Genomic DNA, 26,477 nt, shown 5'->3' on the forward strand with positions numbered 1-26,477 from the left:
TGTACTCTCGCACAATCACAATATATAATGAAATTTTAACCTGTATATAGCAATAAATAGGGATTGGAGGCTTCGGGGCTAGTTAGCGGTGCCTACGCTGTAGATACTTATTTTACTATTTGTGCATTTCAAGATCTCTTTAGCACATGATTCTAGGGTAGAGCCTGTTGTAATAATATCATCCACTAATAGGATGTGTTTGTTGGCGAAGGTTTCCGGGATTACCACGTGGAAGATGTCTTCTACATTCTTCCAGCGGTCGAAGCGGGCATTCTTTGTTTGTGAAGGATTATTTACTTTTCGTAGCAGGGTATCAATATTAATAGGTATTCCGGTTATGTGTGAAATTCCTTTGCATATTTCAAGCGACTGGTTGTATACTCTTTCTTTTTGGCGCTTAGGATGAAGTGGAACAGGTACCAGCATATCTATAGAAGAAATAAAATCGCTGTTTTTTATATTTTCTCCACATAGTTCACCAATGAATGTGCCGATGTGAGGGTTTCGATTGTATTTCAATTCATGAATAATATGCTGTATGCTGCCTCCTTTTACAAAATAGGCAAAAGCGGCAATATGTTGGAAGGGAAAGCGTCCGGCGAAAAACTGTTCCAGACGGTTGTCGGGTTGCAGGTGGAAATTCGTTTTGGGTATGAGCAGCAGGCAGTCGGTACAGATGTGCAGCTCTCCTTCGCTCAATCGTTTTTTGCAGACAACACAGAGGCTCGGGAAAAAAAGATCGAGAAAATTATGAAAAATTGTCTTCATAAGTACCGCCTAATATTTTATCTACACATTTAATACACAAATCCATTGAGAAGCCTCGCCCCAAAGCAAAGCGTATTAGCTTGGTTTTCTTATCATAGTCATTCTTTGCCTTTACTGATTTTTCTTTTACGGATAATATATGCATTAGTTGTTTTTCGAATTCATCTCCTGCAAGGTCTTCCAAGATCGGGTTGTAAATTGATTCGGAAATATTAAGTTTTCTGAGTTCGAAAACGATTTTGGTCTTACCCCATTTGTTGAACTTTAATTTATCGTTGATAAAGCTTCTTGTAAAACGTGTGTTGTCAAGGTATTTCTCTTTCCTTAGCCTGTCTATAATTCGTTCTATAGCATCGGGGGATAATTCCCATGCAAGTAGTTTTTTGCGTACGGAAAATTCAGATCGTTCGGCTCTGGAACAATAGGCTGCGACACGGTTGAGTGCTTGTGGTTCGGATAACTTCAATTTTTCTTGTTTTTAGAATAACACTCAAAAGTAGGAAAAATATTATCCTGAACGTAGTAAAGTTTTTTGTTTTGGTAGAATCTAGTACATTATCTGTCTACCTCTGCTCTCACCATCCTGTCGTTTTTGTTTAAGTCCTGAAATAGTGAAACGTTTATAAATCCTTTGCTTTTGACTAATTCTACTGTAGACTCTCCTTTCGCTTGATTTATTTCGAAGTATAATTTGCCGTTTGGCTCGAGTAGATCTAAGGCAATATCGGCAATCCGGTCATAAAACAAAAGTCCGTTATTGTCGGGTACGAACAGTGCAGTGTGTGGTTCATAGTCTAGGACATTCTGATCCATCCCGGATTTTTCTTTTTCCAAGATATAAGGAGGATTGCTGACTATAATATCAAATTTGGTGTCTGTAGGATAATTTTTTAGAACATCCACATTTCTGAAGTTTACATCCACAGCATTTGATTCTGCGTTGAGGGTTGCGATCTTTAATGCCTCTTCTGATATATCCCATGCTTCGATGTATCCTTCTTCTAAATGTTTTGCTAATGCTATTGCAATAGCTCCGCTACCGGTACCGATATCGAGTACTTTTAGTCCTGATTTTTTGTTTTCGTTCAAAATCAGTTCCACAAGCTCTTCCGTTTCGGGGCGAGGTATGAGTACATCCTTCGTCACATGAAAAGGAAGTCCGAAGAATTCGGTTTCACCAATAATATACTGTATTGGTTCAGACATTTTTAAACGATATAGTATAGAATGCAGTAAGTCGGTTTGTTCTTCCGTCAACATTGTGTCTGATATCACAGCCTGAGGATACGAACGCTTGGTTATATGTTCTATTATAATACGTATAAATCCCGAAATTTCACTTTCGGGATAATACGCTTTTAGATATTCTTTTATATAAGAAATTGTTTTTTGCATCAGGCTGTACTATTTTCTTTTCTTCCTTATTCCATTTCTTCGTCGTACTTCTGAAAGAGGAAATCGTTGTAAGGGTAGCGTTCTATATGGATCGCTTTTATTCTCTCATACAACTTCTGTTTCAACTCCTCGATATTCAATTTCTCTGTAGCCGAAATAAAAATACAATCGTTGTGCATTTTGTTCATCCACGAATTTTTGAGTTCCTCCAAAGAAATGTTTTCCTTTGTTTTAGGAGTCAAGTCATCTTCATCTTTGGGTTTATAAGAAAAAGAGTCCACTTTATTAAAAATCAATATAGTTGGTTTTTCCTCTTTGTCTATCTCTAGTAATGTTTTGTTTACTACCTCTATTTGTTCTTCGAAGTTAGGATGAGAAATATCCACTACATGTAATAACAGGTCAGCCTCTCTTACTTCGTCTAATGTAGACTTAAATGATTCGACAAGATGAGTAGGCAATTTGCGGATAAAACCTACAGTGTCGGATAACAGAAATGGGAGGTTGTCGATGATAACCTTTCTTACTGTCGTATCCAGTGTTGCAAAAAGTTTGTTTTCCGCAAAAACTTCCGATTTGCTTAGCAGCGTCATAAGGGTTGATTTTCCCACATTGGTATATCCGACTAAGGCAGCACGTACCATTTTTCCTCTGTTTTTTCTCTGAGAAGCCATTTGTTTGTCAATACCTTTCAGCTCTTCTTTTAGGAATGCTATCTTGGTAAGAATGATACGGCGGTCGGTCTCCAACTGAGTTTCCCCCACACCACGCATCATTACACCTCCCCCTCGCTGACGGTCTAAGTGAGTCCATAAACGGGTCAAACGTGGAAGCAGATATTGATATTGTGCCAGTTCTACCTGTGTCTTGGCATAAGCAGTTTGGGCACGCATGGCAAATATATCGAGGATGAGGCTTGTACGGTCAAGAATTTTCACTTGCAATTCCTTCTCTATATTCCTTATCTGCTTGGGAGAAAGTTCATCATCGAAAATGACTAGACCGATCTCATTATCTTCCATATATTGCTTTATTTCCTGTAATTTTCCTGTACCTACGAAGGTAACGGGATTTGCCTTTTCAAGCTTTTGTGTGAATTTTTTTACAGGAACGATACTCGCCGTTTCGGCAAGGAATGCAAGCTCATCGAGGTACTCTTTTACCTGTTCTTCTGTTTGGTATTGAGTGATAAGCCCTACTAGAACTGCTTGTTCGTTTTTTGATTCTGATATAATAAAGTCTTTCATATAATCTTTTAATCTCTAAAGATTTTAAATCCTATTTGTACTCTAACTCCAAAGTTCCACCTTTGAGAATGTCATTGTGGTTTATTCTGAAGTCGGAGATAATTTTTCCGTTATACTTCACCTGTCTGATTATAGCATCGGGTGATTTACGGTTCTTCGTTGTAATGTTTAATTTTTTTCCGTTATCCAACTGTATGGTAATATTATCATAAAGCGGAGAAACGATCTCGTACCACGGTTCGCCTACTACCAGAGGATATAGTCCTATTGTAGAGAATACATACCATGCACTCATTGTGCCATCGTCTTCGTCCATTTCAGGCATGTATCCTTTCGGTTCTGTCTTAAAAGGCTTGCCATAATAAGGTGTCGGATATTCGGCATTCCCTCCATACAGGTGGTTCAAATCTTCTTTTATGATGCGTCTTACATTCGCCTGTGCTTTCTCGTATTGTTGCAAGCGATTAAAAATATACGGAGCATGTATTCCCGGTTCGTTTCCTTGATTAAACAGATTGTTGTCAAAGAAATAGGTGAGTTGCTTCGCTAAGATGTCTTGTCCTCCTGCACTGTCAGTCATTTCGTTCAGGTATTGAGGCAAAGCCCAGCGATATTGCCAGCGTGTACCTTGATAAAGTCCGCTACCTCGCATCTTTGTAAAAGAATCGTCAATGTTATTAAAATCTGTATTCCATGTTTTTATAAATGTGCTTTTTGCTTTGTCGCTATAGTAATTAGCGTCATCCGTTTTGTTTAATATCTCCGCTATCTGAGCCATAGCCCACCAGTCGATACAGCTCTCCAGTGTCTGATCGGGACGATTGGTAGGGAGATTATCCATTTCTTTTTTTATTCCATTGTAAGCTTCAGCTAAATTGATATTGGTGATCCCTTTCTTGTACGCATCCAGTAACACAACTTGTGAATGCTCGGTACGTACTGTGGGGGTTGATTCGAAGTCTGTAGCCCAATCTTTTTTGCCATATATATACAGATTACATAAAGAGTTTGCAATATCTCTCATCGATTTCGAATCGAGTAGGGTGATTAACGGAAACTTGGTGCGATATGTATCCCACATAGACCAGCAACTATAATATGTATAATCCTTTTTTTGCTGTACTTCTCCATTTGTAGCCAAATACTTTCCGTCGATCGAGGTCGTATTTGCCGGACTAAGAAATACTCTGTACAGAGAGGTGTAGAATAGTTTCTTTTCATCTTCGCCAGCTCCTTTTATTTCTATTCGCGATAGGATGTTTTCCCATGCATTACTGGCTTGTGATTTTATTTGTTCAAAAGTAAGGTCTTTTATCCCTTCGTTTTCTAAACGAGCTATTTCTGTGCTAATCGGAGAAAGTGCAACTCTTACTTCTATCGGTTGATTATCAGTTCCCTCAAACGCCAGCTCTACATCTTGCTCATGCTTTACATTTACTGTAAAAGGCTTGCTTATACTTATGTTGAAGTACAGTTTGTAAGCACCATGATCGCATGTATTGCCTGCATGTATATATCCTTGTATTTCCCTGTCTGAAATAATCTCATAATCACAGTCCAGTACTCTGGTGAAAGATGAAGCGAAGTTTATCGACATCTTTTGCGCTTCCCCTTTTGGGTAGTGATAACGTTCTATAGCTACATTGTGAGTTGCTGTCAATTCTGCTTTTATTCCATTGGTAAGAGTGGTGGTATAGTAACCCGGAGTAGCAGACTCTAGTTCTTTATTCATACTCATGCTAACGTCTTTCGCTACAGGTTTGATGCTTAAATTGCCTCCTGCGCCACTACAGCCGATACCAGATATACGATTGACCGAGAACCCGGAAATCTTACTTACATCATAATCGTATCCGACATGAGTTCTGGGATCAGAATCGGGACAAACCCTCGCCATACCGTATGGAACACATGCGGCAGGATCTACCTGTCCGTTATCTCCGGCTGTACCCATAAAGAGATAAACATATTCGTTCTTTGTCTTTCCTTGTTGAGCAAAGAGATCATTTGTATTTATTAGTATCGAGCAGAATAGAATAATCAGAATGAGCGATGGTTTATAGAATCTCATAATTAAAGTTTTTCGCACAGAATTTGGTATAATGGGCTAAAGGTAAGAATAATCTGTAAGAGGTAGCAGTCCATAGATATTAAAAAAGAGCCTGCATTGTAGGCAGACTCTTCTGTATCTTTTTCGTACTTTGTTGTAGGATAAGAATTAAGCTTTGTTAGATACAACTCTTTTTTCTTTGATTCTAGCTTTCTTACCTGTAAGACTACGAAGGTAATACAATTTAGCACGACGAACTTTACCCACTTTGTTTACAGTGATACTGTCAATAAATGGTGATTCGATAGGGAAAATTCTTTCTACACCGATGTTGTCAGACATTTTACGAACAGTGAAACGTTTTTTTGTTCCGTGTCCTGCAATTTTAATAACCACACCGCGGTACTGCTGAACACGTTCCTTGTTACCTTCTTTGATACGGTAAGCAATTGTCACTGTGTCACCACTTTTGAATTTAGGAAACTCTTTTCCTGTAGCAAATGCTTCTTCTGCAACTTTAATTAAGTCCATGATTATATATGGTTTTGTTGTTAATATACGCAATATACACGAGCACCTCCCGTCAGAGATTACGCAAAGCGGATGCAAAGATAACGATATTTCCGAAAATTGCAATACCTTAACCTCTATTTTTGAAACTATTAGGATGGGCGTCAGAAGGTGTATTCCATTCCTATTCCGTAAGAGTTATCTCCTATATTTGGAGCTATTGCCAGAGTATGTTTCGAATTTAAGTGGTTCGGGTATAAAATTTTATTGATTGTTGGCAATAAAAGATAACTGGCTTCGACACTGAATATGCCTATACCGGCTCCCATTAAAACATCACTTACCCAATGCCTTTTGTTAAGTACACGCAATGCACCTGTTGCAGAAGAGGCTATATATCCGCTAAAAGCTATGTAGGGTGATTTGCCTATATACTCACGGAACAGTATGTGTGCACCGACAAAACTCGTAGCTGTATGACCCGACGGAAATGAATTGCGTGTCGACCCGTCAGGTCTAAGTACTCCGGTACTGTTTTTTAGAATGTTGACAGTTCCCGCCATCAGAAGGTGAGACGTAGCCATTATGATCGTTACATCTTTCAGATCGTGATTACCTTTAATTCCCGCAAGATTTAGTGCATATACAGAAACGGCAGGAGCAAACTGTAGATAATCATCATATATCATCTTATTCTTAAAGTGCTCGCCTACCTCATTGTTTGTGCTTTTGTCCAGATCTTTAAGCATATGATTCTCGTGTGCCATGATGCCGTAAGCGATAAATAGAGTAGGCGCTATTAATCTGGGATACGTTGAGTTAAAGCTTATTTGTTCAATATTTAATTCTGGAATTTTGTTTTCCCATTTGTCGGAGTCGATATTTAAAGGAGCCTGAGGTAATGCAGATAAATCTATTTTAGGAAATAATGTCTTGTCGGGCAAAGAGCTGCTTTGTAATAATTTCGGTTTGGATGTAATTAACGGCTTATATTCTTGGGCATACAAATATATAATGCCTGTCTGCGTGAATAGTATAATGATAAAAAGACTTACTTTTCTAAGCGCATTCATATATGTCAAATTTGATAGTTTATTGATGATAAATATATAACGAAGAAGTTTTTATTTCGTTATTTGTTGGATATGTTTTAAGGTTAAATAATCATAACACAAGGTATTATATCTTTGTTAATCTATGTTTAATTAAAGCTTCTTATTGGTTTTATAAGGCTTATTCGTTATACTTTTGTATGTATACAGGAGAAAAAGCCTTTTAATTTATTATCAAACATAAGATGAAAATAAAATATATAGCAGCTGCAACTGCATTCTTTGCAACGATATGCCTCAATGTTGCTGCTTTAGGAAGTAAAACAACGACTCTCTACGATACGGTCGATAAAGAAAAAATGGGACATTGGGTCGACTCGGTTTATAATCAAATGTCGCTAGATGAGCGTATCGGGCAGCTTTTTATGCCTATTGTAAGCGGAGATAATACGGAGTCGAATAAAAACACAATAAAAAGCCTGATAACAAACCAGTATGTCGGCGGGCTTTTGTTCTCTAAAGGCTCTCCTCAAAATCAAGCAGAACTCACCAATTATGCGCAACAGGTGGCTAGAACTCCTTTGATGATCTCGCTTGATGGGGAGTGGGGTTTATCCATGAGGTTGGATAATACAACACAGTTTCCTCGCAATATGATGCTGGGTGCAATTCAAAATGATTCCCTGTTATATTATTATGGTCTCGAAGTTGCCCGACAGTGCCGACAGATAGGTGTGCAGGTAAATTTTGCTCCGGCACTCGATGTTAATAGCAATCCTAATAATCCTGTGATAGGGAACCGTTCGTTCGGTGAAGACCCTGACCGTGTAGCCCAACTTGGTGTTATGTATTCGAAAGGCTTGGAAGCAGGCGGGGTGATGGCCGTAGCGAAACATTTTCCGGGACATGGCGATACATCCACTGACTCTCATAAAACTTTGCCTACCATTACGCATGACAAAGACAGGCTTGATGATTTTGAGATAAAACCTTTCAGAAAATACATTGATGCAGGTTTGTCGGGAATGATGATCGGGCATTTAAATATTCCTGCTCTCGATCCTAAAAGGCAACCCAGCTCTCTGTCTGAACCTATCACTACGAAGCTGTTGCAAAACGATCTTGGCTTTTCGGGATTGATCTTTACAGATGGTTTACAGATGAAAGGGGTTTCGGGAGAAGATAACTATTGTGTGAGGGCTTTGTTAGCAGGCAATGATATTCTTCTCGGACCGGTAAATACAGCAAAAGAATTCAATGCGGTAAAGAAAGCGATAGTAGATACCTTACTCACGGAATCGCAAATAGAGGTTAAGTGTAAGAAGGTATTGGCATATAAATATATCCTGGGTTTGAATCATGTCACGACTATAGAAGCTTCGGGTCTTATTCAAAATCTGAATAATGCGAATGCCGAGTGGATAAACCGAAACCTGCATCGGGATGCGATGACATTGATAAAAGATGATGATAAAATCGTCCCGCTAAAGGAGCTTGATAAGAGAAAAATTGCAGCGATATCGATAGGCGCTTCGGTGGACAATACATTTCATAATATATTGAAAATGTATGGAGATGTTACCTGCTTCAATGTCTCGGATAGTGATGCCCTTTTACAACTCAAAAAAGTACTTGAGCCATATAATACAATTATAGTGTCGGTGCACACTACAAGAACAAATTTTAGTACTGCTATACAAAATGTGATGCAAGGAAAAGAAACTGTACTAGCCTTTTTCCTTAATCCTTATCGGGTAGCGGTTTATGCATCAGCTGTCAAAAATGCCGATGGGGTTTTACTGGCTTATGAAGATACCGATCTGGCTCAGAATTATGCAGCTCAAGCTATATTTGGTGGCAATGCTATTACAGGAAAAGCTCCTGTGACAGTAAAAGGAGTGTTTAAAGAGGGAAAAGGCATTAATACTAAAAAGATAAGACTAAGTTATACTGTACCCGAAAATGTAGGCATAGCAACAAGCCGATTGGATGGTATAGAGACTATTGTACAGGAAGGTATAAAAGCACAGGCTTTTCCCGGATGTCAGATATTGATAGCCAAAGATGGAGAAGTTATTTATAATAAATCATTCGGCTCATTCGAATATGATGGTAAGCAAAAGGTAACGAATACCGATTTGTACGATCTTGCCTCCATGACGAAAGCTACAGCTACCGTTCCTGCTGTGATGAAGTTGTATGACGATGCTAAATTGAAACTCAATACACCTATTAGCAACTATGTATCGGTGCTGAAAGGTACGGACAAATCGGATATAACAGTTAGGGATGCTCTCTTGCATGAAAGCCGACTTCCGGCCTTTATCCCTTACTATATGAATGCGATAGACGAAGATAGCTATGAAGGTAAATTGTTCAATCGTACGCAGACTTCTCTTTATTCTGCTCAGTTTGATGCGAATACATGGGCTCGTACAGATTATAAATTTAAACCTTCGATTGTGTCTCAAACCCCTAAAGCGGGTTTCTTGCCTTTGGCCGAGGGACTTTACATCAACGAAACTTATTCAGATACTATTATCTCTGAAATTGCGAAGTCGAAATTGTCTAAAAGGAAACAATATGTGTATAGTTGTCTCAATTTCATGCTACTGAAAGAAGTTGTGGAAAAAATATCGAAAGAGGATTTGAATACATTTGTACAGGAAAACTTTTTCAGTAAGCTGGGAGCTACAACAACGACTTACAATCCGTTGACAAAATTCGATAAGCAAAGGATTGTCCCTACCGAGAAAGATGACTTTCTACGCAAACAACTCTTGCAAGGCTATGTACATGACGAAGGTGCAGCTTTTATGGGTGGAATATCGGGTAATGCAGGCTTATTTTCGGATGCGAATGATATTGCCAAACTGTATCAAATGTGGCTGAATATGGGTACGTATGGCGGTGAGGAGTATTTGTCGCCAAAAACATGTCAACTGTTTCTTCAAGCAAAGAGCGGAATTTCACGCCGTGGGCTGGGATTTGATAAGCCGGAAACAACCACAGGTAAATCGAGTCCGACAGCATTAAGCGCCCCTGCTGGTACATACGGGCATACCGGTTTTACAGGAACTTGCTTCTGGGTCGATCCCGATAATAATTTAATTTATATATTTTTGTCGAACAGAGTGAACGATAAGCGAACTCATAATGCGATATCTACTTTAAATATACGTACACGTATTCAGGAGGAGATATATTCGGCGATGAAAAAAGGAACTTTATCACAAGAATCAAATATAACTAATACTAATACCAATGACAAACAAAAGACTGACGCTGAATGACGAATTGAAACCATTTTTTAGTACCGAAAACCAGCTAATATGGGATTTGATAATAGAAAACAAAACCGAAGAATTGCAACCGGTATTATCGGAAGAAGATGAGTTTATAAATAAAATACTTGCCGAACTTTTTACAGAGGGTAAGAGCGATACACTAGATGCATACGATTTTGTAACGATCAAAGAGCCCAATAGCAGTTTATTCAGAGATTTGGTTCGTTTCATTTTTGCATCAGATATCAATGGAAATTATGATGAAATAAAAGAATCGATCTTGAATAAGATTTTCGATTTTACACCCGATATGATTGAGCAGTTGCAAAAGGAGACTCAAGGATATCCTATGAGGCCTGTTTCCGAAGTTGTGATCAAAGAAGCTTCATCGATTCGCATGTCATTGAATACATTGGCTTATTATTTTCGCGAAAAGGAAGATGTTGAAGGTCTGCACTTCGCTACGGTTATGAGAACCAAGCTTACGTTGTCTATCATGAGTAACTACAAAAATATAGTGGGGCATGATATGATAGAAGCTGCCAAAATAAAGGAACGGGTGGGAGAGACGGAAGCCGCTCTTGTTTTTTATAATGCTGCCCGTGAGAACCTGAAAAATGAACTGCATTGGTTTGTTGAAAGTCCGGAGATGGGAGCCAGCGAAGATGATGTGATTATGCTACAATCTCTTAAAGAAGCATATCAGTCTATCGACAGATTAAAGAATACAGAGGAGTTTGTGCAAACATGTCAAATTATCGACGAAATATTGAGCAGAGAATATGTTGAGTATGACTTCGATGAAGAGGATGAGGAAGATTAAAAAATATATATTTCTATATTGCTGTCTTTTGTTGTTGCCTTGTGTTTTATTTGCTCAGCAGCAAAAGATAGCATCTATTAGTCTCGAAGAATATCTGCAAACGCAGGAGCTGGTAAATGTCAATGCTCTGGATAGCAGTATTCGTGTAGATTTGAAGTATGCAACAACAGATAACTTTACAAAAACAATTCTTTACAATTCGTTGACAAATATATATCTGCATCCTTTGGCTGCAAAAAAGTTGCTAGCAGCACAAAAATATTTGAAGACTCTCCATCCTGATTATAGTTTATTGGTTTATGATGCCGTACGTCCTTTAAGTGTGCAGCGTAAGATGTATCGGGTGGTACAGAATACCAAATATGCGGCTTATGTCGCAAACCCTTCACGTACAGGTCTTCATAATTATGGAATGGCAGTAGATCTTACGATTTGTAACAAAAAAGGTGTACCTTTGGATATGGGTACTCCCTTCGATTTTTTTGGTGGTGCTGCCGGTATCAATAAGGAGGCTGAATTGGTGCAACGAGGGGTTCTTACAAAACAGCAGGTCGCAAATCGTGAATTATTGCGCAAAGTGATGAGGTATGCCGGTTTTTTGACTATACGTGGCGAATGGTGGCACTTCAATGCTCTACATCTTACAGAAGCTCGCAAGTTGTATAAGGTTATTGAATAACGACTTTTCTTTTTCTTTCGAAGGATATTTTGTAACTCTAAAATAATAAGCACATGAAAAGGATTTACACAGTTTTACTTGTATCATTTGTTTTGAGTATGTGCGCACAGAACGTTAACGCACAATTTGTGGTAGCGCAAGACACCGTTCGCGGACGAATTGACTTTTGTCCTCGTCTTGGAGATTTGCATAACGCTGTAGAGATTCCCAACGATTCTGTTTTTTATATGCTGCCTATAGATCAGAGTACGGATCCGTGGCGTCAGGTCTATCGTTATATGCCTGATAGAAGTGTAAGTGGCGGATATATTCATGGTAGGAAACTGATGCGGGTGGATGATTATGATATAGTAGAAGTAGAGCGTCTGTCGGCTCATGGTAGCATATCTTTCAAGAATGCAGATGTACGAGTCGTTGTTTCCGTTGCGCCGATTAGTTCCAAAGATACATCAGTGAAAAAAGGTGCTGACGGTACGTTCATGGTAAACGGTAAAAAGGCTTACGGTGTCTCAAAGTGGTCATCTCCTCAGTTGCATTATAAATCTATTACAGTATCTATAAAAGGTCGGAATATTCCTGTTTCTCAGAAGATATTCGAGCATTTGCTCGAACCCGATATTGAAGATATGGTTGTGTATTATAATCCTCGCAAACAAATCGTTTATATGCAAGTCAACAATGGTGGCACATCGGCTTCTTATACCGCATTACTTACTGTTTCGATTCGGGGAGCTCTAAGTCCGTATATATTTTATCCATCTATGAATAGGTAAGAGCAGATTGATAGTCTTTTTATCCTTCTCTCCAATTTGAAAGATTTGAGTATACAGATAATTTCTTTTTTAAGAATTTATCTTATAACAAAAAGTTTTTGAAATGATTGTATGTCGATTTTGTAGTGTGCGGCAAAAAGTGACACAGCAAAAGAGTCCGAAACCTGTTACTTTTGTTACTTTTTAACAATTAAACAAAAGGGTAATTGGATTGAGGGTGCTGATTGAGAAGGAATTTACTTCTTTAATATTCCTGTTTGTTGAAAGATAGATAAGGTGATATATAGCAATATTCCTGCTGCTATTCCTAGTACTCCGATTGTTATTGTAGCTACGATAATGAATGCTGCAAGAAAATAACGGTACTCGTTTCCTTTAAACTTGATGTTTTTTATCTTCAACGAGAACATTGGAATTTCCGATACCATGAGTAATGAGAATACTACAATGGCAACCAGAAAAGTATATATCAATGATGGAGTAATCATCGGAACTTTGTATGCAAGACCATAACAGAAGCTAACCCAAAACATAGCATTAGCCGGAGTGTTTAACCCGATAAAAGACTCGCTCTGTCTTTCATCTACATTGAACTTTGCTAAGCGCAAAGCTGAAAAAATAGCGAGTAAGAATGCTATATATGGCAGATATTCTACTATGATCGGATTCTGAGATATGCGTATTGTGTTGTCTGACAGGAAGCGGAAGGCGGCAATGCTGGGGGCTAATCCAAAACTAACCATGTCGGCCAAAGAGTCGAGCTCTTTACCTATTGGGGAATAGGCCTTCAGCAAGCGAGCGGCAAACCCATCGGAGAAATCGAACAGGGCTGCGATGATAACCCATACTACTACCCATGTATATTCTCCCTGAAATGCCATAACGGTGGCTATCGATCCTGAAAACAGATTGAGAGAAGTGAGTGTGTTTGGGATATGCTTTTTCATCTCTTTATGCTCGGAACTTTGCTATTACAGTCTGGTTTCCGGTTACCTTTTGATCCATTTCTACAAGTATCTCAGTGCCTAACGGTAGATATACATCAACCCTTGATCCAAGTTTGATGAAGCCGAGGTGTTCGTCTATGCTGCCTGTTTCTCCAACTTGCGCATAGGTTACAATCCGTCGGGCCATAGCTCCTGCTACCTGACGCAGCAATATTTGGTTTTTACCGTCTTCTGTTTCCATGACTACAGTTGATCTCTCGTTCTCTGTGCTCGATTTCGGCAGATACGCCGCCATGAAACGTCCATCATGATGCTTAGACATTAGCACTTTTCCGTTGATAGGATACCAGTTTGCATGAACATTGAATGGAGACATGAATATAGATACGATAATGCGTTTATCTTTAAAGTATTCGCCTTCGTACACTTCTTCTATTGCTACTATCTTTCCATCGGCAGACGCTACCACAACACCGTTGCTATCGCCTTTGAATTGCCTATAAGGGCTCCGATAAAAGTTGAGCACTATTCCGAAAAAGACAAGTGATGCTCCACCTGCAAGATAGGATAGAAATGTGTGACGGAAGAAATACCAAAGTACCCCGTTTAATACAAACAGGATTATAAAATATGTTGTTAAAACGCCTCGTCCTTCGTGATGAACCTTCATTATTTTGTGATGAACATATTTAATGTAAGGTGCAAAAGTATCTTTATTTGGCGATATATACAAATTTGGAATCTGAATTTTAGTACAAAAGAAAAGAGAGATGAACGAATCACCTCTCTGATGTATGTATTTTATATCTGTTTTATATTTACAGGATATACAGTGAACTGATAGATTCGTTGCTTAATACCCTGCGGATAGCATTTGCAAACACATCAGCCACAGATAAGATAACTACCTTTTCGCACTTCTTAGAATAAGGGATGCTGTCTGTAAATACCATTTCGGTAAGTCCCGATTGGGTTACTCTTTCCGATGCAGGGTCAGACATCACCGCATGACTTGCTATAGCTCTCACCGATCTGGCTCCGCTGGCTTTCATTATGTCGGCAGCTTTTGTTATTGTACCTGCTGTATCTACAATATCATCTACCAGCAGCACGTCCATTCCTGTAACGTCCCCAATGATTTGCATTTCGGATATTTCGTTTGCTTTCTTGCGAAGTTTATAGCATATAACCATTGGCAAACCAAAGTATTTGGCGTACGAGCTTGCACGTTTTGTACCACCCACATCCGGTGTTGCTATTACTAGATTATCGGTATCTAATGTCTTAATATAGTCTACAAATATGGCAGACGCATATAAGTGGTCTACCGGAACATTGAAGAATCCTTGTATCTGGTCGGCATGCAAGTCCATAGTTATTAGTCGGTTGATGCCTGCTGCACTAAGCATGTCCGCAATAAGTTTAGCACCGATAGAAACACGAGGCTTATCTTTGCGGTCTTGGCGAGCCCAACCGAAGTATGGTATTACAGCTATTATAGATGAGGCAGACGCTCTTTTTGCAGCATCGATCATCAATAGAAGTTCCATAAGATTATCTGAAGAAGGGAATGTGGACTGTATTAAAAAAACCTGACACCCCCTGATTGACTCTTCGTATGAAACAGAGAATTCTCCATCAGCGAAGCGTTCAATTTTCATTTTACCCAAAGGGCATCCAAGGCTAGTACATATTTTTTCAGCTAAGTAACGAGAATTAGTTCCCGAGAAAATTTTGAAAGGTAGATTATTGTCCATCTCTTCTTTAATTTTTTAATCTTTATGGAAAGTTTTTTAATAGATTTATATGAGACTGTAAAATTAGGAAAAACAACACAATTAGCTCATAGAAAATTTAATTATTTTCCCAGAATATTCTTCTATGTTTAAAAACAGGTTCCGATCCCATTGTGGGCTTAATGTGAAATTCTTTTTAGAAAGCAGTTCTTTCGCCTTTTTTATTTCGTGCGGTTTTATTTCCATGTATTCGAAAGCATGAAAAGGGATGTGAACAGAAATATCTACAGGTTTTGAATCAAAATTAGTAACTACAACCAAGAACTCATCTTTGCCAGACCTCAAAAAAGCGTATTGCTTTGTAGAATCGAAGGCCATGTTGCTATAATTAGCATACATCAGATCAAAGAACTTACCTGTTCTGATTGACTCTTCTTCTTTTGCTATTTTTAGAAGCTGGATATAAAACTTCCGAAGTTTGATCTGTTCCTCATTTAGTCCGCTTTCTGTGAATGTTCCTTTATTCCTCCAGCTTCTTATAGAGTCGACCGACCAATAATCAAAGATGGTTGTACGTCCATCTAGTCCGCTAAAACCTTCTTTATCCATTCCGCGTTCACCCAGTTCTTGTCCGAAGTAAATCATTACAGGATTGGTATTCATTGTTGCGGCTACAATCATTCCCGGAATAGCTTTGAATGGATTGCCTGCAAAGAAATCAGATGCTATACGCTGTTCGTCATGGTTTTCTAGAAAGTTTAGCATTTTGGTTTGTAGTCCGTCAATGCTTTGCCAAGAAAAGGTAATGTCCGACGAAGGTTGTTGGTGATTGATTACATTGCGTAGTGTGTCATACAGTCCAACTTTGTCGTACAGATAATCAAACAGTCCCCAATCTACATATTTGTGATACAAGTCGGGGTTATATACCTCTGCAATGAAGATGAGTATTTTGTTTTTTGCTTTTATCCTTGGTATTATCCAGTTCCAAAATTCAACAGGAACCATTTCTGCCATATCACATCTAAATCCGTCTACTCCTTTGGCAGCCCAAAAAAGAAGGATATCTTTCATCTTGAGCCATGTGTCTGGTGTTGGGATAAAGCAGCTTGTTCTGTTATTGGTATAGTCTATTCCATAATTAAGCTTAACCGTTTCGTACCAATCTGTTACCGATGGCTTATTACTGAAGCAATCGTTGCCGGTTGCTTTGGCCGGATATTCTATATATGCATTTTCTCCTTGTTGAGTAGGAAATTGCAGTTCTAGTTTCTGATTGGGTATATAATAGAAATTGTTATCCGGGTCGAACGCTACATCTTTATTATCATCTGCTCCCAAGTCTTTTATTTTCTTCGGTTTTGCATCAGAGTGATATTGTCGTGCAACATGATTGGGTACAAAATCAATAATTACTTTCATCCCATTTTTGTGCGTACGTTCTATCAGGTCTTCAAATTCCTGCATTCTATTGTCTACATCTTCAGCCAGATCGGGAGAAACGTCATAATAATCGCGGATGGCATAAGGCGAGCCTGCTTTTCCTTTTATTACATCGGGGTGATCTTTGGCTATTCCATTTGCTGTGTAGTCGGTCGTAGAGGCATGCTCAAGTATTCCGGTATACCAAATATGGGTAAATCCCATTTTTTTTATTTCTTTCAGCGCCTTATTGTCGAAGGCTGAGAACTTGCCTACTCCATTTTCCTCTATGGTCCCGCTTTCCTTATTCGTGCTGTTGTCGTTGCCGAATAATCGGGGAAGTACTTGGTATATAAAAATCTTTTCTGCCATAGCTGCTAATTTTATTATTGTGCATGTGTTATGCATGTAAGGTTGATATGTGGAAAATCTTTTGTTAAGGCTTCTTTTTTATCTTCAAAAAAATTTGTCGTTAGGTTATATCCTGCCCGATATATTTCTTCTACATGTTCCAAATCAAACATTGAATACTGAGACAAAGATGTCGACTCTATCAGGTAGTCGCATAAGTTTCGGTCTAATAAAGTGTTGGAGCCGGACATGTAGTGGAAAGACCTTTCTGCTATATATTTAATGGAGCTCCTGAATTCTGCTTTTATAATCGGGCTAACATTGACTCCTATAATTTTAACGCAATCTTTGCGTATCGTAGAAACAGGGAAGTTCTTAAATAAACCTCCGTCAACATAATAATGTTGGTTGATTTCCACAGGGCGGAAAATGATAGGTACCGAACATGATGCTATAACGGCCGGTATTAAAGCTCCTGTAGAAAAGACCTTTGTTTCGCCATATTCTATATCAGTAGCGACAGTCCGCAGGGGTATTTTCAAATCCTCAAAGGTTTTAGCTCGGAGGTGCTTTTTTAGAAATGAACGAAACCCATCGCTTTTGAAAAAGCCTCCATGTGGTATCGTAAATTCAGCAAACTCTCTGAATACCTTCTTTTTGAAGAATGATAGTATTTCCTCAGGGGTATACCCATCCGCATATAATACTCCGGCAAAAGCTCCTGCGCTGGTTCCGGATATAATTTGAGGATAAAGACCAATTTCATTTAGTGCTTGCAATACGCCTAAATGAGCAAAACCTTTGGCACCACCTCCGCTAAGGGAGAGACCTAGTTGATAAATGTTTTTTTCCGGACTCATGCGTTTTGTATCAATATACAAATTTAAGGATATTCTTCTTATTTGCTAATTTGTAGGTATAATAATAGTTACGACGGTGTATGTGAATAATAAAAAAAAGAGCTGTTTTTAATTATTAAAAACAGCTCTTTTTTTATATTTTGAGTAATTATTACTTTACTTCAAAATCTTGTTTCATATCAATTTCTTCTCCATTTTCATCCATAAAATGATATTCCAGGAATGCCAGATTCTGGTTTGGGATTATCTTCACTCCCATGCCATAACGCCATTTCCATTGCCACTTTAATGAAGGAAAACCTTTATTGATAAATGCTGCTACATACGGATGTATATAGAGTTTGAAATTCTTTACTTTTAGATCTTTTACCAGATAGCTTATTTTCATGCGCAGGGTATCTGTAAACAGTATGGATGGTCTTATTTCTCCTTTTCCAAAACATGTAGGACATGCTTCGGTGGTTGATATCTCCATCTCTGGACGTACACGCTGACGTGTGATCTGCATTAGCCCGAATTTGCTCAGTGGGAGTATATTATGCTTTGCTCGATCATTCGCCATCAGCTCCTGCATTTTGGCCATTAGTTGTGCTTTGTGCTCACCTTCCGTCATATCTATGAAGTCGATTACGATGATTCCCCCCATGTCTCGTAATCTCAATTGACGTGCTATTTCTTCTGCTGCTGCGGAATTCACTTCCCATGCATTATTCTCTTGTCCTGCTTCAGGATTCTTCGACCTGTTGCCGCTATTCACATCTACAACGTGAAGGGCTTCGGTATGTTCCAAGATGAGGTATGCGCCATTACGGAATGTAACTGTTTTTCCAAACAAGGCTTTTACTTGTTTCGTTACATTGAAATTATCAAAGATAGGTAACCCGCCATCATAACTTTTTACAATGTTTTTTTTGTCGGGTGCTATAAATGATATATAGTCCTTAATCTGGTTGCAGGTATCTAAATCATTGACATGGATTTCCTGAAAGGTAGGATTGAAGATGTCTCTCAGTAAGGCCACAATACGGCCTGTTTCTTCAAAAACGAGGGTTGGAAGTTTATTTTTCTGAATCTTAGGAAGATTGTCCTCCCAACGTTTTACCAATGTTTTCAGTTCTGTATCCAGATCGGCTACCTTTTTTCCTTCAGCTACGGTTCTTACTATTACTCCGAAGTTTTTTGGTTTTATGCTTTGTATAAGTTGTCTTAGACGAGCACGCTCCTCTTTCGATTTAATTTTTTGAGAGACAGATACTTTGTCGTTGAATGGAATGACAACTAAAAAACGGCCGGCCAGTGAAAGCTCGGCTGTGAGGCGGGGGCCTTTTGTTGATATAGGTTCTTTGGCTATTTGTACCAGTATTTCTTGTCCTGGTTTTAGAACGTCACTGATAGACCCATTTTTGTCTATGTCTGCTTCCATTTTCATCTTCGAGATGTTAGGAAACTTTTTCTTATCAGCTAAAGCCTGTTTGTAAAACTTATCAACGGATTTGAATTGAGCACCTAGATCTAAATAGTGAAGAAAAGCGTCCTTTTTGTATCCTATGTCTACAAAAGCAGCATTTAATCCGGGCATCAGTTTTTTAACTTTGCCGGCATAGATGTTTCCTACCGCGTATGAAGCGTCTCTTCCTTCTTTTTGCAGTTCGACAAGTTTCTTGTCTTCCAAGACTGCTATTGAGACTTCATTGGGCTGAACATCGACTATTAGTTCGCTATTCATAACTATGTTTTAGAATTAAAAATAAGATTTAAATTCCCTATTTAAATCTGATAGTAGAGTTTACTTCTTTATGTGTCAAGAAGCTTTTTCATTAAATACACAAAGAACAAACTTAGAAATTCAACAATTTGTAAGTTTGTTCTCGTATATTTCATTAAATAAAAGAATTACAGATTATTTTTTCTTTTTGTGTCTGTTCTTTCTTAATCTTTTTTTGCGCTTGTGCGTAGACATTTTATGTCTTTTTCTTTTTTTTCCGCTTGGCATGTTATTTATATTTAGAAATTAATTTAATAAAAAGGCGAAATTACTTTCTCACTTGAGTTATGAATGTCTTGGCAGGTTTGAATGCCGGAATTGAGTGAGCAGGTATGATGATAGTCGTGTTTTTAGAGATGTTACGAGCTGTTTTTTGTGCTCTTGTCTTCACTATGAAACTACCGAAACCTCTTAAATAAACGTTTTCATTCTTGCTTAATGAGTCTTTTACAACATCCATGAATGATTCAACTGTTTTTAATACAGTGGCTTTGTCTATTCCTGTATTTTTCGCAATTTCGTTAACGATGTCAGCTTTTGTCATTTTCTTATCTTTTTAAATTCGAAACAATTAATTTTTTGGACTGCAAATATATAGCTTTTTATTTACCTTTGAAACAAATAATTATCATTTTTTCTCCTAGATAAAGAAATTAACGTTCAACTATAGCTTGTTTTGAGCGGATATTAATGTGTTCTAAAATGAATATGGAAAAAGATTTAAGATTAAGCTCTATATTAATAAGGTGGTATGATGCAAATAAGAGGGATTTGCCATGGCGTAATACGTCCGATCCGTATGCAATATGGCTTTCAGAGGTTATCTTGCAGCAGACACGTGTAGATCAAGGTTACTCCTATTATAATAAGTTTATACAAAAATATCCGAAAGTGGGTATGTTGGCAATGGCTGACGAAGATGAAGTATTGAAGCTTTGGCAGGGGCTTGGTTATTATAGCAGGGCGCGAAACCTTCAGGCGGCAGCGAAATCGATAGAGAAGGATTATAATGGTGCTTTCCCCCGCGAACATAAAGATGTGTTGAAGTTGAAGGGGGTAGGCGATTATACTGCGGCAGCTATAGTTTCCATTTCTTATAACCAGCCTTATGCAGTGGTAGATGGTAATGTGTATAGAGTGTTGTCACGTATTTTTGCTATTGACGAACCCATCGATAGTGGCAAAGGTAAAAAAGTATTTGCAGAATTGGCTCAAGAGTTGCTCGATGATGCTAATGCAGGCTTGCATAATCAGGCAATAATGGAATTTGGGGCATTGCAGTGCGTGCCTGTTTCTCCTCGTTGTGATATTTGTCCTGCTTCGTCAATATGTTTGGCGTATGCTCAAAACAAAGTAGCACAATATCCTAAAAAGGCGGGTAAGCAAAAAGTGCGAAACCGTTATTTTAATTATTTTGATGTCCGACACGGCGAATCTATGTACTTGCGCAAACGAAGCGATAAAGATATCTGGCAAAATTTATACGAATTGCCGCTTGTGGAGACGGAAAAAGAACTGGCGATTGAGGAATTGCAAAAAGATGAAAAATTTAAAGTGTTGTTTGAGGCTACTTTGAATGTTAAGATTCAATACATCAGGCAAATAAAGCATGTTCTGTCGCATCAAATTATTTATGCAATATTTTATAAAGTAGAAGTGTTGGAAATTCGATTGGATAAAGATTATCTCAAGATCGCAGCAGTCGATGTTGACGATTATCCGGTTTCGCGATTGGTGCATAAATATCTGGAACAGTTATGACTTATATATTCTAGGGCTTGTGTAAGATCGAAAAAAAATTAACTTTGTAATCAAATAATAGAGCGATATGGATAAAATATCATTGATTGTCCCTTGCTACAATGAAGAACAAGCCCTTCCGTATTTGTATAAAGAAGTAGTGAAACTTGCGGAAGAAATGCCTGATCAGGAATTCGAATTTATTTTTATAAATGATGGCTCAAGGGACAAAACCTTAACAGTAATTAAAGAACTAAGAGAGTCGGACGAAAGAGTCCATTTTGTGTCTTTTTCCCGCAATTTCGGTAAAGAAGCCGGTATATATGCCGGCTTGCAAGCAGCTACCGGAAATTATGTATCGTTAATTGATGCAGACTTACAAGACCCGCCGTCCTTGATAAAGGAGATGTATGAAACCTTGAAAGCAGAAGACTACGACTGTGTGGCTACCCGCCGGGTAGACCGAAAAGGGGAACCGCCTATCCGTTCGTTTTTTGCCAAGCAGTTTTATAAGCTAATAAATAAAATATCAGATACTGAAGTTGTAGACGGGGCTCGTGATTTTCGTCTTATGACGCGGCAGATGGTTGATTCTATATTGGAAATGGGCGAATACAACCGTTTTTCGAAAGGTATTTTCGGTTGGGTCGGATTCAAAACAAAATGGATTGCCTTTGAGAATGTGGAACGTGTGGCCGGAGAAACAAAGTGGTCATTTATCGGATTGTTTTTGTATTCTCTGGAGGGTATAATTGCTTTCTCTACCCGCCCGTTGATTATTGCATCCGTTTTTGGTATCCTTTTTTGTATAATAGCATTCATTATGATATGCTTTATTATCTTCAAAAAGATATTGTTCGGTGATCCGGTGCAAGGTTATGCATCTACTTTGTGTATCATTTTCTTTATAGGAGGAATCCAGTTGTTTTGTCTTGGTATTTTGGGGCAATATTTATCAAAAACATATATGGAAGCAAAAAAACGACCTATTTATATCGTAAGAGAGCGGGCTTAATTCGCTATTTTGCAATCTATAGTTGCCAAATTTGCATAATTTGGCGTTTTATTTTTTGCGTTTCTGAAATAAAAGATTAATTTTGCGCCGATTGTCAGGAGGGCTCTAACCGAGTCTGTGTCTCATGCCTGTAGCAAAACGCTATGAATATTATCAAAAACTAAAGACAATCGATAGAAAAGTCTTAATTTTAATATAAAAATATGAGTTCTTCCGCTCTTTTTTTAGTAGTTTTCTTAACTGGAATCACACTCGTTTGTGCCGGATTAGGCATGGCCTTACTGTTATCACCAAAATCTTTCAATCCTCAGAAAGGAGAACCATACGAATGTGGTATCCCTACGCATGGAACTTCCTGGATGCAGTTTAAGGTAGGTTATTACCTGTATGCAATTCTTTACTTAATGTTCGACGTTGAGGCTATATTCCTTTTTCCTTGGGCTACAGTCGTAAGGCAATTGGGTGTACCCGGTCTGTATTGTATATTGTTTTTCGTAATAATATTGGGTCTGGGCTTAGCTTATGCCTGGAAGAAAGGAGCATTAAAATGGAAATAAAGAAAATATATATAAAAGGTATTCCTAACGAGGAGTTTAAGGACAATGAATACCTTGAGGATTATGTCAAAGAGCTCAACGAAGGTGGGGTTCCTGTTGTAGTAGGTAAGCTTGATGACCTGATCAACTGGGGACGCTCAAATTCAGTGTGGCCATTAGCTTTTGCTACAAGTTGTTGTGGTATTGAGTTTATGGCTTCGGCAGCAGCTCGTTACGATTTGGCACGCTTTGGGATGGAGGTAACTCGCAACAGTCCGCGTCAGGCCGATACAATGGTGGTGGCCGGTACGATTGTGCATAAGATGGCTCCGCTTTTGAAACGTGTATATGATCAGATGGCAGAACCAAAATATGTAGTTGCAATGGGTAGTTGCGCTATTTCGGGAGGTCCATTTGTAGATTCATACCATGTTGTGAAGGGTATTGATGAAATAATTCCTGTAGATGTATATGTGCCGGGATGCCCTCCGCGTCCGGAAGCTTTATTTTATGGTTTGATGCAATTGCAACGTAAGATAAAAGTAGAGCGTTTTATGTTCCGTAAAGGACACAAGAACATCAAACGGGATAAATAAGAATAATATAGAACTGAGATCCCTTACTTTTCCCCAAAAGACTAAGAAACAAAGAGACAATGGAAAATATCAAGAAGGTAATACTCGAAGCTGTACCTGAAGCGGTTATTGAAGATAAAACACCTTTAACTGTAACTGTAGAACCTAACAAACTACGTCATTTAGTAAAAGCACTTCGCAACTATGCTGAAATGCCTTTCGATTACTTGGCAATGTTAACAGGGACTGATGAAGGAGAGATGCTGATGGTAACTTATTTGCTGTGTCCTTCAACAGATTTGTCGAAAGAAATAGCAGTAAAAACAGGAACAGCAGATCGCGTAAATCCATTATTGTATACAGTTACCGATATCTGGGAAACTGCACACTATAATGAGCGTGAAGTTTTTGCCATGCTGGGTATTCGCTTTATCAACAACCCTGATATGCGCCGTTTCTTTCTCAACTCAGACTGGGTTGGTTTTCCATTGAGGAAAGACTATGATGCGAGTCCTGTAAAGAATCCCGTATCGATAGAAAGTAAGGATATTATAGATACTGCTCCACGTATTGTAGAAACACCTGACGGAAAACTAAAAGAGGAGCGGGTAGATATTTTCGAAAAAGACGATTATATAATAAATATAGGACCACAGCACCCATCCACACACGGAGTAATGCATTTTCGTGTAGCATTGGAAGGTGAGATCGTTAAGAAGATCGATGTGCATAGTGGTTACATTCATCGCGGAATAGAGAAGCTGAGTGAGAAACTCACTTACCCGCAAATACTACACTTTACAGACCGCCTTGATTATCTTTCTGCCAACATAAACCGTCATGGATTGTGTATGTGTGTAGAAAAGGCTGCTCAGATAGAAGTTCCCGAAAGAGCTCAATATATACGTACTATCATGGATGAGTTGAATCGTATTGATTCTCACTTGGTTGCATGGGGTACGATGTGTATGGACTTAGGTTCTACCACAGCCTTTATATACGGTATGCGCGAAAGGGAAGATATCCTTAAGATATTTGAGAAAAACACAGGAGGTCGTCTGATTATTAACTACAATGTCCTTGGTGGAGTGATGTTTGATATACAACCTGATTTCCAGTCGGATGTAAAAGCATTTATACCAGTAATGCGTAAGGCTTTGGTTGAATATGATAAACTATTCACCGGAAACGTGATCGCAGTAGGCCGTATGAAAGGATTGGGACTTCTGTCGAAAGAAGAGGCCATTTCGTATGCTGTTACAGGACCTGCAGGACGTGCATCGGGATTCTCTTGCGATATACGTAAGCATATACCTTATGCGTTGTACGATAAGGTTGAATTTAATGAAGTTATCCGCGAAAATGGAGACTCTTTCGACCGATATTTGAATCGCCTTGACGAAATAGAAGAATCTTTAAAAATCATAGAACAACTAATCGATAATATACCTGACGGAGACTATCTGGCAAAAACAAAAGCGATAATAAAACTACCTGAAGGTGAGTATTATCAGCGAGTAGAAGCCGGACGTGGAGAGTTTGGTGTATATATAGAAAGCCGTGGAGATAAAACTCCTTATCGTCTCAAGTTCCGTTCCCCTTCTATGGCTGCTGTTTCGGCTATGCCATTGATATGTGCGGATGAGAAGATATCAGACTTTATCGGTATCGGTGGATCTATGGACTATGTGATTCCGGATATTGACCGTTGATCAAGAGCGTTTTAGGGTAGCGATAGAATAAGCACGGTTTATACTGCTTTTGCCAGGTCACACCCGACGACTAATTAATTGAATATTTATTTCATCAATATAAGAAGATATATGTTGTTATTTGATTCTCAAGTAGTAGAAGTATCATATTGGCTTAGCCAGTTCGATGTATTTCTGACTAAGAATTTACCTACATGGGCGGTCTTGGCTATAGAGTTTGTATTGGTTGCTGTCGCATTGCTGACTTTATACGCAGTATTAGCCTTGATCCTGATATATGTAGAACGTAAAATCACAGCTTTCTTTCAGGCTCGTTTGGGTCCTAATCGTGTCGGTAAATATGGATTAGTTCAGAGTGTTGCCGATATGGTCAAAATCCTTATCAAGGAAATTATCCATGTAAGACAGTCGGACAGATTCCTGTTTTTTACAGCACCTTTCTTCATGATCATAGCATCTATGCTTACATTCGGAGCATTGCCTTTCGGTAAAGGATTACAAGCTGTAGATTTTAATATTGGAGTGTTTTATGTTGTGGCTGTATCTTCACTTGGTATTATTGGGGTTTTGCTGGCCGGATGGTCTAGTAACAACAAGTACTCGATGATCGGTGCTATGCGAAGCGGTGCGCAATTTATAAGTTATGAATTGTCGGCAGGTTTTGCTTTGATGACCATGGTAGTGTTGTCGGGAACAATGAGCTTTTCTAAAATAATAGAAGGACAAACATATCTTCATCAATGGAATATAATTGCAGGGCACGTTCCGGCACTTATAGCATTCATCATCTATCTGATTTCGGGACATGCTGAAACAAACCGTGGACCATTCGACTTGCCCGAAGCAGAATCGGAATTGACAGCCGGATATCACACCGAATATTCGGGACTACAGTTTGGTTTCTTCTATTTGGCAGAATATCTGAATATGTTTATCGTAGCCGGTATTGCCACTACTGTATTTTTTGGCGGATGGATGCCTATTCAGATCCAAGGATGGGATGCCTTCAATGAGGTTATGAATTACATACCATCATTCTTGTGGTTCTTCGGAAAAGCCGGATTTCTTATCTTCCTTAGTTTGTGGGTAAGATGGACATTCCCTCGTTTGCGTATCGACCAGTTGTTGAATCTGGAATGGAAATATTTGCTACCTATCAATCTCTTCAATATTTTATTGATGGTAGTTCTTGTCGTATTTGGTTTGACTCTGAAATAATAAATTATAGTATAAG

At 38.6% G+C, this 26,477-nt stretch carries 24 protein-coding genes; 10 read left to right on the forward strand and 14 right to left on the reverse strand.

Annotated features, from left to right (window positions below; genetic code table 11):
- Window positions 1-78: 78 nt before the first annotated feature.
- The 7 genes from E4T88_RS14890 to E4T88_RS14920 form a co-directional block, all read right to left on the reverse strand.
- Window positions 79-768, reverse strand: a complete 690-nt coding sequence (locus E4T88_RS14890; RefSeq protein ID WP_135106797.1) for a ComF family protein — start codon at window positions 766-768, stop codon at window positions 79-81.
- Window positions 749-1,234: a regulatory protein RecX gene (locus tag E4T88_RS14895; RefSeq protein ID WP_135106799.1), complete on the reverse strand. Its 486-nt coding sequence runs from the start codon at window positions 1,232-1,234 to the stop codon at window positions 749-751. Before E4T88_RS14895 ends, E4T88_RS14890 begins: the two co-directional genes overlap by 20 nt.
- A gap of 89 nt (window positions 1,235-1,323) precedes the next feature.
- Window positions 1,324-2,163 carry a peptide chain release factor N(5)-glutamine methyltransferase gene (gene prmC, locus E4T88_RS14900; protein WP_135106801.1) on the reverse strand — a complete coding sequence of 280 codons (840 nt, stop codon included), beginning with the start codon at window positions 2,161-2,163 and terminating at the stop codon, window positions 1,324-1,326.
- A gap of 26 nt (window positions 2,164-2,189) precedes the next feature.
- The gene (gene hflX, locus E4T88_RS14905; RefSeq protein WP_135106803.1) at window positions 2,190-3,410 is read right to left on the reverse strand and encodes a GTPase HflX; all 1,221 of its coding nucleotides are present in this window, start codon (window positions 3,408-3,410) and stop codon (window positions 2,190-2,192) included.
- Between the two features lie 31 nt (window positions 3,411-3,441).
- Window positions 3,442-5,481 (reverse strand): glycoside hydrolase domain-containing protein, encoded by a 2,040-nt coding sequence (locus E4T88_RS14910; protein ID WP_135106805.1) that lies wholly within the window; start codon window positions 5,479-5,481, stop codon window positions 3,442-3,444.
- 147 nt (window positions 5,482-5,628) lie between these two features.
- On the reverse strand, window positions 5,629-5,991 hold the full coding sequence (gene rplS / locus E4T88_RS14915; RefSeq protein ID WP_135106807.1) for a 50S ribosomal protein L19: 363 nt from the start codon (window positions 5,989-5,991) through the stop codon (window positions 5,629-5,631).
- 143 nt (window positions 5,992-6,134) lie between these two features.
- On the reverse strand, window positions 6,135-7,043 hold the full coding sequence (locus tag E4T88_RS14920) for a phosphatase PAP2 family protein (protein ID WP_135106809.1): 909 nt from the start codon (window positions 7,041-7,043) through the stop codon (window positions 6,135-6,137).
- Window positions 7,044-7,267: 224 nt separating this feature from the next.
- On the opposite strand from E4T88_RS14920, the gene E4T88_RS14925 reads away from it, so the two are divergent.
- The 4 genes from E4T88_RS14925 to E4T88_RS14940 are packed head-to-tail and all read left to right on the forward strand — an operon-like array spanning window position 7,268 to window position 12,584.
- Complete coding sequence (locus E4T88_RS14925; RefSeq protein ID WP_135106811.1) at window positions 7,268-10,315, forward strand: serine hydrolase domain-containing protein; 3,048 nt, start codon at window positions 7,268-7,270, stop codon at window positions 10,313-10,315.
- A complete protein-coding gene (locus tag E4T88_RS14930; protein ID WP_135106813.1) occupies window positions 10,287-11,132 on the forward strand; it encodes a hypothetical protein in 846 nt (281 codons plus the stop codon). The genes E4T88_RS14925 and E4T88_RS14930 overlap by 29 nt, the downstream gene beginning before the upstream one ends.
- Window positions 11,119-11,811: a M15 family metallopeptidase gene (locus E4T88_RS14935; RefSeq protein ID WP_167755469.1), complete on the forward strand. Its 693-nt coding sequence runs from the start codon at window positions 11,119-11,121 to the stop codon at window positions 11,809-11,811. The genes E4T88_RS14930 and E4T88_RS14935 overlap by 14 nt, the downstream gene beginning before the upstream one ends.
- 53 nt (window positions 11,812-11,864) lie before the next feature.
- On the forward strand, window positions 11,865-12,584 hold the full coding sequence (locus E4T88_RS14940) for a hypothetical protein (RefSeq protein ID WP_135106817.1): 720 nt from the start codon (window positions 11,865-11,867) through the stop codon (window positions 12,582-12,584).
- Between the two features lie 236 nt (window positions 12,585-12,820).
- Here E4T88_RS14940 and E4T88_RS14945 read toward each other — a convergent pair whose 3' ends face one another.
- The 7 genes from E4T88_RS14945 to E4T88_RS14975 form a co-directional block, all read right to left on the reverse strand.
- Window positions 12,821-13,531: a CDP-alcohol phosphatidyltransferase family protein gene (locus tag E4T88_RS14945; protein ID WP_135106819.1), complete on the reverse strand. Its 711-nt coding sequence runs from the start codon at window positions 13,529-13,531 to the stop codon at window positions 12,821-12,823.
- Window positions 13,532-13,535: 4 nt separating this feature from the next.
- A complete protein-coding gene (locus tag E4T88_RS14950) occupies window positions 13,536-14,201 on the reverse strand; it encodes a phosphatidylserine decarboxylase family protein (RefSeq protein ID WP_135106821.1) in 666 nt (221 codons plus the stop codon).
- Window positions 14,202-14,349: 148 nt separating this feature from the next.
- A complete protein-coding gene (locus E4T88_RS14955) occupies window positions 14,350-15,288 on the reverse strand; it encodes a ribose-phosphate pyrophosphokinase (protein WP_135106823.1) in 939 nt (312 codons plus the stop codon).
- 81 nt (window positions 15,289-15,369) lie between these two features.
- A complete protein-coding gene (locus E4T88_RS14960) occupies window positions 15,370-17,061 on the reverse strand; it encodes an alpha-amylase family glycosyl hydrolase (protein ID WP_135106825.1) in 1,692 nt (563 codons plus the stop codon).
- Window positions 17,062-17,075: 14 nt separating this feature from the next.
- Complete coding sequence (locus E4T88_RS14965; protein WP_135106827.1) at window positions 17,076-17,900, reverse strand: patatin-like phospholipase family protein; 825 nt, start codon at window positions 17,898-17,900, stop codon at window positions 17,076-17,078.
- A gap of 151 nt (window positions 17,901-18,051) precedes the next feature.
- Window positions 18,052-19,626, reverse strand: coding sequence for an Rne/Rng family ribonuclease (locus tag E4T88_RS14970; protein WP_006841413.1), 1,575 nt, complete (start codon window positions 19,624-19,626; stop codon window positions 18,052-18,054).
- A 307-nt stretch (window positions 19,627-19,933) separates the two neighbouring features.
- On the reverse strand, window positions 19,934-20,209 hold the full coding sequence (locus tag E4T88_RS14975; RefSeq protein WP_006841412.1) for an HU family DNA-binding protein: 276 nt from the start codon (window positions 20,207-20,209) through the stop codon (window positions 19,934-19,936).
- A 158-nt stretch (window positions 20,210-20,367) separates the two neighbouring features.
- On the opposite strand from E4T88_RS14975, the gene mutY reads away from it, so the two are divergent.
- The 6 genes from mutY to nuoH all read left to right on the forward strand — a co-directional run bounded on the left by mutY (window position 20,368) and on the right by nuoH (window position 26,461).
- Window positions 20,368-21,426, forward strand: coding sequence for an A/G-specific adenine glycosylase (mutY, locus tag E4T88_RS14980; RefSeq protein WP_135106829.1), 1,059 nt, complete (start codon window positions 20,368-20,370; stop codon window positions 21,424-21,426).
- A gap of 67 nt (window positions 21,427-21,493) precedes the next feature.
- Window positions 21,494-22,420, forward strand: a complete 927-nt coding sequence (locus E4T88_RS14985) for a glycosyltransferase family 2 protein (RefSeq protein ID WP_135106831.1) — start codon at window positions 21,494-21,496, stop codon at window positions 22,418-22,420.
- Between the two features lie 203 nt (window positions 22,421-22,623).
- The gene (locus E4T88_RS14990) at window positions 22,624-22,977 is read left to right on the forward strand and encodes an NADH-quinone oxidoreductase subunit A (protein ID WP_006841409.1); all 354 of its coding nucleotides are present in this window, start codon (window positions 22,624-22,626) and stop codon (window positions 22,975-22,977) included.
- Window positions 22,968-23,552 carry an NADH-quinone oxidoreductase subunit B gene (locus tag E4T88_RS14995; RefSeq protein ID WP_135106833.1) on the forward strand — a complete coding sequence of 195 codons (585 nt, stop codon included), beginning with the start codon at window positions 22,968-22,970 and terminating at the stop codon, window positions 23,550-23,552. Before E4T88_RS14990 ends, E4T88_RS14995 begins: the two co-directional genes overlap by 10 nt.
- Window positions 23,553-23,611: 59 nt before the next feature.
- Complete coding sequence (locus E4T88_RS15000; RefSeq protein ID WP_135106835.1) at window positions 23,612-25,243, forward strand: NADH-quinone oxidoreductase subunit D; 1,632 nt, start codon at window positions 23,612-23,614, stop codon at window positions 25,241-25,243.
- 111 nt (window positions 25,244-25,354) lie between these two features.
- A complete protein-coding gene (gene nuoH, locus E4T88_RS15005; RefSeq protein WP_135106837.1) occupies window positions 25,355-26,461 on the forward strand; it encodes an NADH-quinone oxidoreductase subunit NuoH in 1,107 nt (368 codons plus the stop codon).
- Window positions 26,462-26,477: the final 16 nt, after the last annotated feature.

This window comes from Dysgonomonas mossii, from assembly GCF_004569505.1.
In the GTDB taxonomy this organism is placed as follows: Bacteria; Bacteroidota; Bacteroidia; order Bacteroidales; family Dysgonomonadaceae; genus Dysgonomonas.

Bases quoted from the DNA above. Each gene is read 5' to 3' on its own strand.
- E4T88_RS14960 (WP_135106825.1), bottom strand. From the start codon at position 17,061: ATGGCAGAAAAGATTTTTATATACCAAGTACTTCCCCGATTATTCGGC.
- E4T88_RS14920 (WP_135106809.1), bottom strand. From the start codon at position 7,043: ATGAATGCGCTTAGAAAAGTAAGTCTTTTTATCATTATACTATTCACG.
- E4T88_RS14935 (WP_167755469.1), top strand. From the start codon at position 11,119: ATGAGGAAGATTAAAAAATATATATTTCTATATTGCTGTCTTTTGTTG.
- E4T88_RS14945 (WP_135106819.1), bottom strand. From the start codon at position 13,531: ATGAAAAAGCATATCCCAAACACACTCACTTCTCTCAATCTGTTTTCA.
- E4T88_RS14965 (WP_135106827.1), bottom strand. From the start codon at position 17,900: ATGAGTCCGGAAAAAAACATTTATCAACTAGGTCTCTCCCTTAGCGGA.
- E4T88_RS14990 (WP_006841409.1), top strand. From the start codon at position 22,624: ATGAGTTCTTCCGCTCTTTTTTTAGTAGTTTTCTTAACTGGAATCACA.
- E4T88_RS14970 (WP_006841413.1), bottom strand. From the start codon at position 19,626: ATGAATAGCGAACTAATAGTCGATGTTCAGCCCAATGAAGTCTCAATA.
- nuoH (WP_135106837.1), top strand. From the start codon at position 25,355: ATGTTGTTATTTGATTCTCAAGTAGTAGAAGTATCATATTGGCTTAGC.
- mutY (WP_135106829.1), top strand. From the start codon at position 20,368: ATGAATATGGAAAAAGATTTAAGATTAAGCTCTATATTAATAAGGTGG.
- E4T88_RS14975 (WP_006841412.1), bottom strand. From the start codon at position 20,209: ATGACAAAAGCTGACATCGTTAACGAAATTGCGAAAAATACAGGAATA.
- E4T88_RS14930 (WP_135106813.1), top strand. From the start codon at position 10,287: ATGACAAACAAAAGACTGACGCTGAATGACGAATTGAAACCATTTTTT.
- E4T88_RS14940 (WP_135106817.1), top strand. From the start codon at position 11,865: ATGAAAAGGATTTACACAGTTTTACTTGTATCATTTGTTTTGAGTATG.
- hflX (WP_135106803.1), bottom strand. From the start codon at position 3,410: ATGAAAGACTTTATTATATCAGAATCAAAAAACGAACAAGCAGTTCTA.
- E4T88_RS14890 (WP_135106797.1), bottom strand. From the start codon at position 768: ATGAAGACAATTTTTCATAATTTTCTCGATCTTTTTTTCCCGAGCCTC.
- rplS (WP_135106807.1), bottom strand. From the start codon at position 5,991: ATGGACTTAATTAAAGTTGCAGAAGAAGCATTTGCTACAGGAAAAGAG.
- E4T88_RS14950 (WP_135106821.1), bottom strand. From the start codon at position 14,201: ATGAAGGTTCATCACGAAGGACGAGGCGTTTTAACAACATATTTTATA.
- prmC (WP_135106801.1), bottom strand. From the start codon at position 2,163: ATGCAAAAAACAATTTCTTATATAAAAGAATATCTAAAAGCGTATTAT.
- E4T88_RS14985 (WP_135106831.1), top strand. From the start codon at position 21,494: ATGGATAAAATATCATTGATTGTCCCTTGCTACAATGAAGAACAAGCC.
- E4T88_RS14910 (WP_135106805.1), bottom strand. From the start codon at position 5,481: ATGAGATTCTATAAACCATCGCTCATTCTGATTATTCTATTCTGCTCG.
- E4T88_RS15000 (WP_135106835.1), top strand. From the start codon at position 23,612: ATGGAAAATATCAAGAAGGTAATACTCGAAGCTGTACCTGAAGCGGTT.
- E4T88_RS14995 (WP_135106833.1), top strand. From the start codon at position 22,968: ATGGAAATAAAGAAAATATATATAAAAGGTATTCCTAACGAGGAGTTT.
- E4T88_RS14955 (WP_135106823.1), bottom strand. From the start codon at position 15,288: ATGGACAATAATCTACCTTTCAAAATTTTCTCGGGAACTAATTCTCGT.
- E4T88_RS14925 (WP_135106811.1), top strand. From the start codon at position 7,268: ATGAAAATAAAATATATAGCAGCTGCAACTGCATTCTTTGCAACGATA.